The sequence below is a fragment of the Skermanella sp. genome, assembly GCF_059503625.1.
The window spans coordinates 1-8,018 of record NZ_JCACHA010000872.1 but is presented as its reverse complement, the minus strand read 5'-3'; the positions used below and the strand labels follow the sequence as shown (position 1 = coordinate 8,018).

Annotated in this window: 6 protein-coding genes; 3 read left to right on the top strand and 3 right to left on the bottom strand. The window is 65.7% G+C overall.

Translation table 11 applies throughout. The annotated features are described in order from the left end of the window. On the top strand, window positions 1-921 hold a 921-nt coding region (locus AC5JJ6_RS31750), incomplete at its 5' end, for an Hsp70 family protein (protein ID WP_496045877.1). Between the two features lie 170 nt (window positions 922-1,091). Beyond that, a complete protein-coding gene (dnaJ, locus tag AC5JJ6_RS31745; RefSeq protein WP_044428261.1) occupies window positions 1,092-2,243 on the top strand; it encodes a molecular chaperone DnaJ in 1,152 nt (383 codons plus the stop codon). A gap of 135 nt (window positions 2,244-2,378) precedes the next feature. Here the strand turns inward: dnaJ and znuB are convergent, their stop codons facing one another. Both znuB and znuC read right to left on the bottom strand, forming a co-directional pair. Then, complete coding sequence (znuB, locus tag AC5JJ6_RS31740; protein WP_496045878.1) at window positions 2,379-3,185, bottom strand: zinc ABC transporter permease subunit ZnuB; 807 nt, start codon at window positions 3,183-3,185, stop codon at window positions 2,379-2,381. Further along, on the bottom strand, window positions 3,178-3,948 hold the full coding sequence (gene znuC, locus AC5JJ6_RS31735) for a zinc ABC transporter ATP-binding protein ZnuC (protein ID WP_496045876.1): 771 nt from the start codon (window positions 3,946-3,948) through the stop codon (window positions 3,178-3,180). Before znuC ends, znuB begins: the two co-directional genes overlap by 8 nt. A 126-nt stretch (window positions 3,949-4,074) precedes the next feature. Here znuC and AC5JJ6_RS31730 point away from each other — a divergent pair, with 126 nt between their 5' ends. After that, window positions 4,075-5,109, top strand: coding sequence for a zinc ABC transporter substrate-binding protein (locus AC5JJ6_RS31730; protein WP_496045875.1), 1,035 nt, complete (start codon window positions 4,075-4,077; stop codon window positions 5,107-5,109). Window positions 5,110-5,122: 13 nt separating this feature from the next. Here AC5JJ6_RS31730 and AC5JJ6_RS31725 read toward each other — a convergent pair whose 3' ends face one another. Further along, window positions 5,123-7,924 (bottom strand): serine/threonine protein kinase, encoded by a 2,802-nt coding sequence (locus AC5JJ6_RS31725; protein ID WP_496045874.1) that lies wholly within the window; start codon window positions 7,922-7,924, stop codon window positions 5,123-5,125. Between the last annotated feature and the right edge of the window lie 94 nt (window positions 7,925-8,018).

Below are 8,018 nucleotides of genomic sequence, written 5' to 3'. Positions count from 1 at the left end.
ACCCGCATGCCCAAGATCATGGAAGTCGTGAAGCAGTTCTTCGGCCGTGAACCGCACCGCGGCGTCAACCCGGACGAAGTCGTGGCGATCGGCGCCGCGATCCAGGGCGGCGTGCTGAAGGGCGACGTCAAGGACGTGCTGCTGCTCGACGTGACCCCGCTCAGCCTGGGCATCGAGACGCTGGGCGGCGTGTTCACCCGCTTGATCGACCGCAACACCACGATCCCGACCAAGAAGAGCCAGACCTTCTCGACCGCCGAGGACAACCAGAGCGCCGTGACGATCCGGGTCTTCCAGGGCGAGCGCGAGATGGCGGCCGACAACAAGCTGCTGGGTCAGTTCGATCTGGTCGGCATCCCGTCCGCCCCGCGCGGCGTGCCGCAGATCGAGGTCACCTTCGACATCGACGCCAACGGCATCGTCAGCGTCGGCGCCAAGGACAAGGCGACCGGCAAGGAACAGTCGGTCCGCATCCAGGCCTCCGGCGGCCTGAGCGACGCCGACGTCGAGAAGATGGTGAAGGACGCGGAGGCGCATGCCGCCGAGGACAAGAAGCGCCGCGAACTGGTCGAGCTGCGCAATCAGGCCGACGGCCTGATCCACACCACCGAGCGGACCCTGAAGGAGACCGGCGACAAGATCCCGGCCGCCGACAAGACCGCCGCCGAGAAGGCCATCACCGAGCTGCGCGAGGCGATGGGCGCCGACAATGCCGACACCATCAAGTCGAAGACCGAGGCTCTGGCCCAGGTCTCGATGAAGCTGGGCGAGGCCGTCTACAAGGCCGGCCAGGACGACGGTTCGGCCGGTCCGGGTGCGGGCGGCGCTGCCGGCGCCGGCGGTTCGGCCGGTGGTGACTCGACCGTCGTCGACGCCGACTTCGAGGAAGTCGACGACGACAAGAAGCACAAGTCGGCCTGATAGCCGGTCCTTGAGAACCGGACCGTGGAGGGAGTACGGCCTGAAATCCGCACTCCCTCCCGGTCCATGATGTGTGGCATTGTGTGTTTCGCTCCGGTCGCTCGGCCTTCGTTGACAGGCTTCGGCGGCCGGAGCGGTTTTATGTTTCAGAGGCAGGGGCTGGCGGCCTGATGGCGAAGCAGGACTATTACGAACTTCTCGGCCTGACGAAGGGTGCCTCGGCGGAGGAGATCAAGAAGGCCTATCGCAAGATGGCCATGCAGTATCACCCCGACCGCAATCCGGGCGATGCCGAGGCCGAAGCGAAATTCAAGGATTGCAGCGAAGCTTACGAAGTCCTGAAGGACGAGCAGAAGCGCGCCGCCTACGACCGGTTCGGCCATGCCGCCTTCGAGAACGGCGGGGCAGGGGGCGGCGGACGCGGCGGTGCCGGGTTCGACTTCAACTTCGGCGGCGGCGGTTTCGCGGACATCTTCGACGAGATGTTCGGCGACTTCATGGGTGGACGCCGAGGCGGCGGCGGCGGTCAGGCCGGCCGTGGCTCCGACCTGCGATACAACCTGGAAATCTCGCTCGAAGAGGCCTTCACCGGCAGTCAGGCGACGGTCCGGGTGCCGACCTCGGTAGTCTGCGAAGGCTGTTCCGGATCGGGCGCCGAGTCCGGCACCCAGCCGATCTCATGTCCGACCTGCGGCGGCATGGGCAAGGTTCGTGCCCAGCAGGGCTTCTTCACGATCGAGCGGACCTGCCCGTCCTGCCACGGCGCCGGCCGTGTGATCAAGGATCCCTGCAAGGTCTGCGGCGGCGCCGGCAGGACCCGGAAGGAAAAGAACCTCCAGGTCAACATCCCCGCCGGCGTCGAGGACGGCACCCGCATCCGTCTGGCGGGCGAGGGCGAAGCCGGGTTGAGGGGCGCTCCGCCGGGCGACCTCTACATCTTCCTGGCGATAGCGCCGCACCGGTTCTTCCAGCGTGATGGCGCCAACATCCACTGCCGCGTGCCGATCCCGATGACGACAGCCTCGCTTGGCGGCGTGGTCGAGGTGCCGAGCATCGACGGCACCCGCGCCAAGGTCACCGTCCCGGCCGGCACCCAGTCCGGCCACCAGTTCCGCCTGAAGGGCAAGGGCATGTCGGTGCTGCGCGCGACCCAGCGCGGCGACATGTATGTCCAGGCCGTGGTGGAAACGCCGGTCAACCTGAACAAGAAGCAGCAGGAACTGCTGCGCGAGTTCGAGAAGGCCGGCAAGGAAGGCACCAGTCCCGAAAGCGAAGGCTTCTTCGCCAAGGTGAAGGAGCTTTGGGAAGACCTGAAGGACTGAAGGAATCGCAGGCGCTGAGGCGCCTGCAAACCGCATAGTTCTTGTAGGTCGGATAAAGCGAAGCGGCATCCGACGCGCCGATGTCGGATGCCGCTTCGCTTTATCCGACCTACGGGTGACACAACCTGAATCTCTTCACGCCGCGCGCGGCACCGGCACCATCAGGCTGCACGCGAACATCAGCGCCGCCGAGGTGACTACGCTAGGCCCGCTCGGCAGGTCCCAGACCAGCGAGCCCGCCAGCCCTCCCAGTACCGCCAGCATCCCGATCAGCGCCGCCGTTCCCGCCATCTGCTCGGGCGAGCGGGCGAAGCGCCTTGCCGTGGCGGCGGGTACGATCAGCAGCGACGTGATCAGCAGGATGCCGACGATCTTCATCGCGATCGCGATCACGCCTGCGATCAGCAGCATGAAGGTCAGCCGGATCGCCAGCACCGGCATTCCCTCCACCCGCGCCAGATCCTCGTCCACCGTAATTGCCAGCAGCCGGCGCCAGATGAGGGCGAGCACGGCCAGCGCCGCCGCTCCCCCGCCATAGATCCAGACGATGTCGGGCCATGTCACGGACAGGATGTCGCCGAACAGGTAGGCCAGCAGGTCGATCCGCATCGTTTCCATGAAGGCGATGGCGACCAGGCCCAGCGACAGGGTGGAATGAGACACGATGCCCAGCAGCGTATCCGAGGCCAGTTGGCGTTGTTCCTGGAGCAGCACCAGCAGCACGGCGATCCCGACGCAGACGGCGATCACCCCCGCCGTCATGCCGATCCCCAGCAGGTATCCCAACGCTATGCCGAGCAGGGCGGAGTGGGCCAGCGTATCGCCGAAATAGGCCATCCGCCGCCACACGACGAACGAGCCCAGCGGCCCGGAAACCAGCGCTATGCCGCAGCCGCCGACCAGCGCGCGGATCATGAAGTCGTCGAGCACGAAGTCACCCATGGCGGTGCCGGACCTCCGCCAGCGCCACGACTTCGCCGGCGCAGTCGTGATGGTGGTCATGGCTGTGCTGGTAGACCGCCAGCGCCTCGGCATGGCGGCCGAACATCGCCAGGTATTCCGGATGCCGGCTGACATCCTCCGGCCGGCCGGAGCAGCAGATGTGACGGTTGACGCAGACGACGGTATCGGTTCGCGCCATTACCAGATGCAGGTCGTGCGAGACCAGCAGCACGCCGCAGCCGCGCGTCCGCCGGATCTCCGCGATCAGGTTGAACAGCTCGATCTGGCCATGGACATCCACCGCCTGTACCGGTTCGTCCAGCACCAGGATATCGGGCCGCCGCAGCAAGGCCCGCGCCAGCAGCACGCGCTGAAGCTCACCGCCCGACAGGGTCTGGACGGCACTGTCGATCACGTGGGCGGCGCCGACTTCCACAAGCACTTGTTCCAACTCGGCGCGGCCGACCTTCTGCCACAGCGTCAGGAACCGGCGGACGGTCAGCGGCAGCGTCCGTTCCACCTGAAGGCGCTGGGGCATGTAGCCGACGGTCAGGCCGGGCTGCAGGGTGACCGTACCGCTCGATGGCCGGACCAGACCCAGCACCGATTTGACCAGCGTGGTCTTGCCGGCCCCGTTGGGGCCGATCAGCGTCACGATCTCGCCGGGTCCCACATCCAGGTCGATGTTTTCCAGCACCGTTCTGCTGCCATAAGCGACGCTCAGGCCGCGTACTGCGACCAGAGGCCCGTTCTTCGATGCCATGGAGTGTGCCCCAATCCCTCCGCCGCGATCCGGCGCTTGACAATGTAATGTTATAACAGAACAGTAGGCGCTTCGCGACTATGCATTTATGCAAACCTGTTCCCTGTCCGAAGGTCGTCTCCCGTCATGAACGCGCGCATCGCCCGAACTTCCCTCCTCGCCCTCGCCGGCACGCTGATTTTTTCCGGAACGGCCCATATGGGAACGGCAATAGCGGCCGATCCCGTCAAGGTCGTGGCTTCGGTCAAACCCATCCACTCGCTGGTCGCCGGAGTGATGCAGGGCGTGGCCGAACCGGCCCTGCTGCTCAAGGGTGCCAACTCGCCCCATTCCTTCAACATGCGCCCCAGCGACGCCCGCGTGCTCAGTCAGGCCGATCTGGTGTTCTGGGTGGGGGAAGACCTCGAGACCTTCCTGACCAAGCCGATCCAGTCGCTTGGCGGAAAAGCCCATCCCGTTGCGCTGATGGAGGAAGCGGGACTGACCCTGTTGCCGACCCGCGAGGGCGGCGCCTGGGAAAAGCATGAGGACCATGGGCATGAGGACGCTGGGCATAAGGAAAAGGGGCACGACGATCATGATGCCCATGCCCACAAGGCAGGACATGAAGCCGGGCACGAGGATGAGCACGAGCACGGTACTCACGACGCCCATGTCTGGCTGGATGTCGACAATGCCCGGAAGATGGTCGCGACCATCGCCGCGGAACTGTCGGAACACGACAGCTCCAATGCTGTCCGTTATCAAGCCAACGCCGCCTCGCTGACGGAACGCTTGGCCGCTCTGGATGCCGAGCTGAAAACCACGCTGGCTCCCGTCAAGGACCGTCCCTTCGTGGTGTTCCACGACGCCTATCACTACCTGGAGGACCGCTACGGCCTGAACGCTGCCGGCGCCATCACCGTCAGCCCCGACCAGCGTCCAAGCGCCCAGCGTCTCAGCCAGCTCCGGGCCAAGATCTCGAGCCTGGACGCCGCCTGCGTCTTCGCCGAACCGCAGTTCGAACCGACGCTCGTGGCGACCATCGTGGAAAAGACACCTGCCAAGCGCGGCACCCTGGACCCGCTGGGCGCCGCCCTCGACGACGGTCCGGAGCTTTACTTCACCCTGATGCGGGGCATGGCCGCGTCGCTGGTTTCCTGCCTGAAGGGACCGGCCTGAACGTTCCCGGGCGTTACTTCCGTCCCGTCAGCCCCGCCTCGAAATCGCTCAGCAGCTCGATCATGTCCTGGTGCCGTTCGGCGCCCCTGAGCGACAGGCCCTTGAGCAGGACCTTCTCGACGGCGGGAGGGATCGCGACACCCAGGCGGGACGGCGGGATCAGGTCGTCCTGTTCGATCCGGGCCAGCGAGTCGGCGGGCATCTGGCCGGTCAGGGTGCGGTAGAATGTGGCGCACAGGGCATAGACGTCGGTCCACGGACCCTGCCGGCCGCCGGCGTTGTACTGCTCCAGCGGGGCATAGCCGCGCTTCAGGATGACCGTCAGGTTCTGTTCGCCCTGGGAGATCGCCATGCGGGCGGCGCCGAAGTCCAGCAGCTTAGACCGCTTGTCACTGGTGATGTAGATGTTGTCCGGACTGATGTCGCGGTGGAGCACGTTCTTGTCGTGGACGTGGGACAGGCCGCGCATCACCGGCAGGATGACGCTCAGCGCCTCGCCGAAAGGCAGGCGGCCGCCGCGCTCGTTCAGGACTTCCTGGAGCGAGCGGCCTTCCAGGTATTCCATCACCATGTAGGCGGTGCCGTTCTCGGTGAAGAAGTCGAGCACGTCGACGATCTCGGCCGTATTGCGGAACTGCGCCAGAAGCCGCGCCTCGTCCAGGAACTTCTCCATCCCGACCCGATAGGGTCCCGCCTGTTCCGCGCCGCTGGGGGCGACCAGCGAGCTTCCCGGCATCCGGACCGAATACATCGAGGGGTAATATTCCTTGACGGCCACCAGGGCATGCAGCCGTTCGTCCTTTCCGACGTAAGTGATGCCGAACCCGCCCAGGCCGAGGATCCGGCCGATCCGGTAGCGTCCGGTCAGCATGGTGTTCGGAGCCAGGATGAACCCGTCGCGCTGGCTCGGCATGTGCCGGTAGCCGCAGGTCGGGCAGGAATCCGTGTAGCCGGGAGCGAAGCAGCTGGGACAGACCCTGTTCTCGGGCGACGACGGTCCAGCCAGCTTGCCGGCGCCAGAGCCGGCCATTCCGCCATGGTCGAGCAGCCGGGTCTGCGCCGCTTCCGTCGCACTGCCCTCGCTGCCTCTCTGCTCGGCGGTCCTGGATTCCGGAGGCGGCACCGCCGCCAGCAGTTCCTGCAAGGACGCCAGCTCGCGCTTGCGCTCGGCAGGGTCGGCGATGTCCGACACCACCATCGCTTCGAATCCAGGGCGGGACACCAGGGTCAGCAGCCTGCTGCGCGCCATCTCCAGCGGTCTGCCGGGCGTCAGCAGACCCTGGGTGCAAAGCTGCGCCAGCTTGATCACCCGCTGCCGCAGGTTCACGTCCGGGTTGTCGATCTTCTCCAGGATGCGGTTTTCGGTCAGGAAGTCGGTGAAGACCATCTCGACCATGTGCATCAGCTTCGAGCGGATATCGCCGGGAAGCTGGGCGGCGCTGAGCAGGGCGTGGGTGTTGCTCAGCACCTTCATCTTCTGGACCGGGTGCGATCCGCTGTCGACGAAGCTGCCGATCAGGCGCGGCTTGGCGGCCAGATCGTCCAGCGCCTCCAGCATCAGGCGGGGCTGACGCTGTGACAGCGGCGAATGGGCGAGGGCCTGGATATAGTTGATCTTGCGCCCCGGTTCGCCCATCAGCGCCAGCAGCCGGCCCATCGCTTCCTTCAGGCCGGTCAAACCGCCCTGTTCCTGCGTGCGGGCATGGCGGTTGGTCAGCGCTTCGGCCATTTCCGGCCCGCCTTCGACGCCCTTCTCGGTCACCAGCCGTTCGAGCAGCGTCATGAAGGACGACGCCTTGGTGTCGCGGGCGGAAGCCTTGGCGTCGTTGAGCTGGATCTGGATGTGCAGCAACGCCGCCTGACGGGCCTGGGGCAGCCGGCCGGCATCGAACTGATGGGCGAGCGCCCGCAGGTTGTCGGCAAGAGGGGTCAGCAGGGGCGACGTCTCGTCCCCCTTGATGACGTCGAACAGACGGCACAACCGGAGGCTTGGGTCTGCATCGGGACCGAACAGATCGCGGATGGCTCCGTTGGAAACCAGCAGGTCGGCGATCAGCCCGTCCAGCACGGTGACCGCGTATTCGTCGAGCGGTTCATAAAGCCAGTCGGTCAATCGCGACAGCTTGCCCGTCCAGTCGCGTGCGCCCAGCAGTTCCGTGCAGGCGGCATGGACAAGGGCGAAGCGCGAACCACCCGACTTGCCGGAACTCTTGCCGAACTTCGCCACCAGCGGGGCGAAGGCTTGGCGGGCCTTGTAGTTGCGCTGATAGCTGCTGCGCACCGTCCGGGCACGGGCGGCCATCTCCTCGACGCGCTTGTTCAGGCTGTTGCGCGACGCGGCGCCGTCCCTTCCGGTCAGCCGGGCGTGGCTGCCGGCCGCCGTCATGACGGCGCTCTTCATCAGGGGAATGACCCCCAGCAGCTTGTCGGCCTCGTCGGCGCAATGCAGCACTTCGCTGACCATCAGGACTTTCTGGTCCAGATAGTCCGCCAGCAGGCGGCGGATCGTCAGCCGGCTCGACAGCGCGTAGAAGTCTTCCAGCGTTTCGCAGAACGGCGCCTCGATACCGTCGGCGATCCGGATCTGGGTCAACGGCATCGAGGTCTTCATGACCTCCGACACCACGACGGCGACGCTGCCGCCATCGTTACGCTGGATCTTCTTGGTAACCCGCACCCCTGCGGTCGTGGGCTGAAGCATCAGCCGGTCGGCAGCACTCTTAGCCTGATCCTCGTCCTCCAGCAGGTGCTCGAGCATCCACTGGTCGTCACGGTAGATCAGAACCTCGTAAGACGACTTTTTTTTGCGCAGCATGACCGGACAAAGGGAACGGAACTGACGACTACCCGCGGGATCTCTTGATCGCCATAAGCGATTGCACCACGGGAAGTCGAATCAATTCTAACTT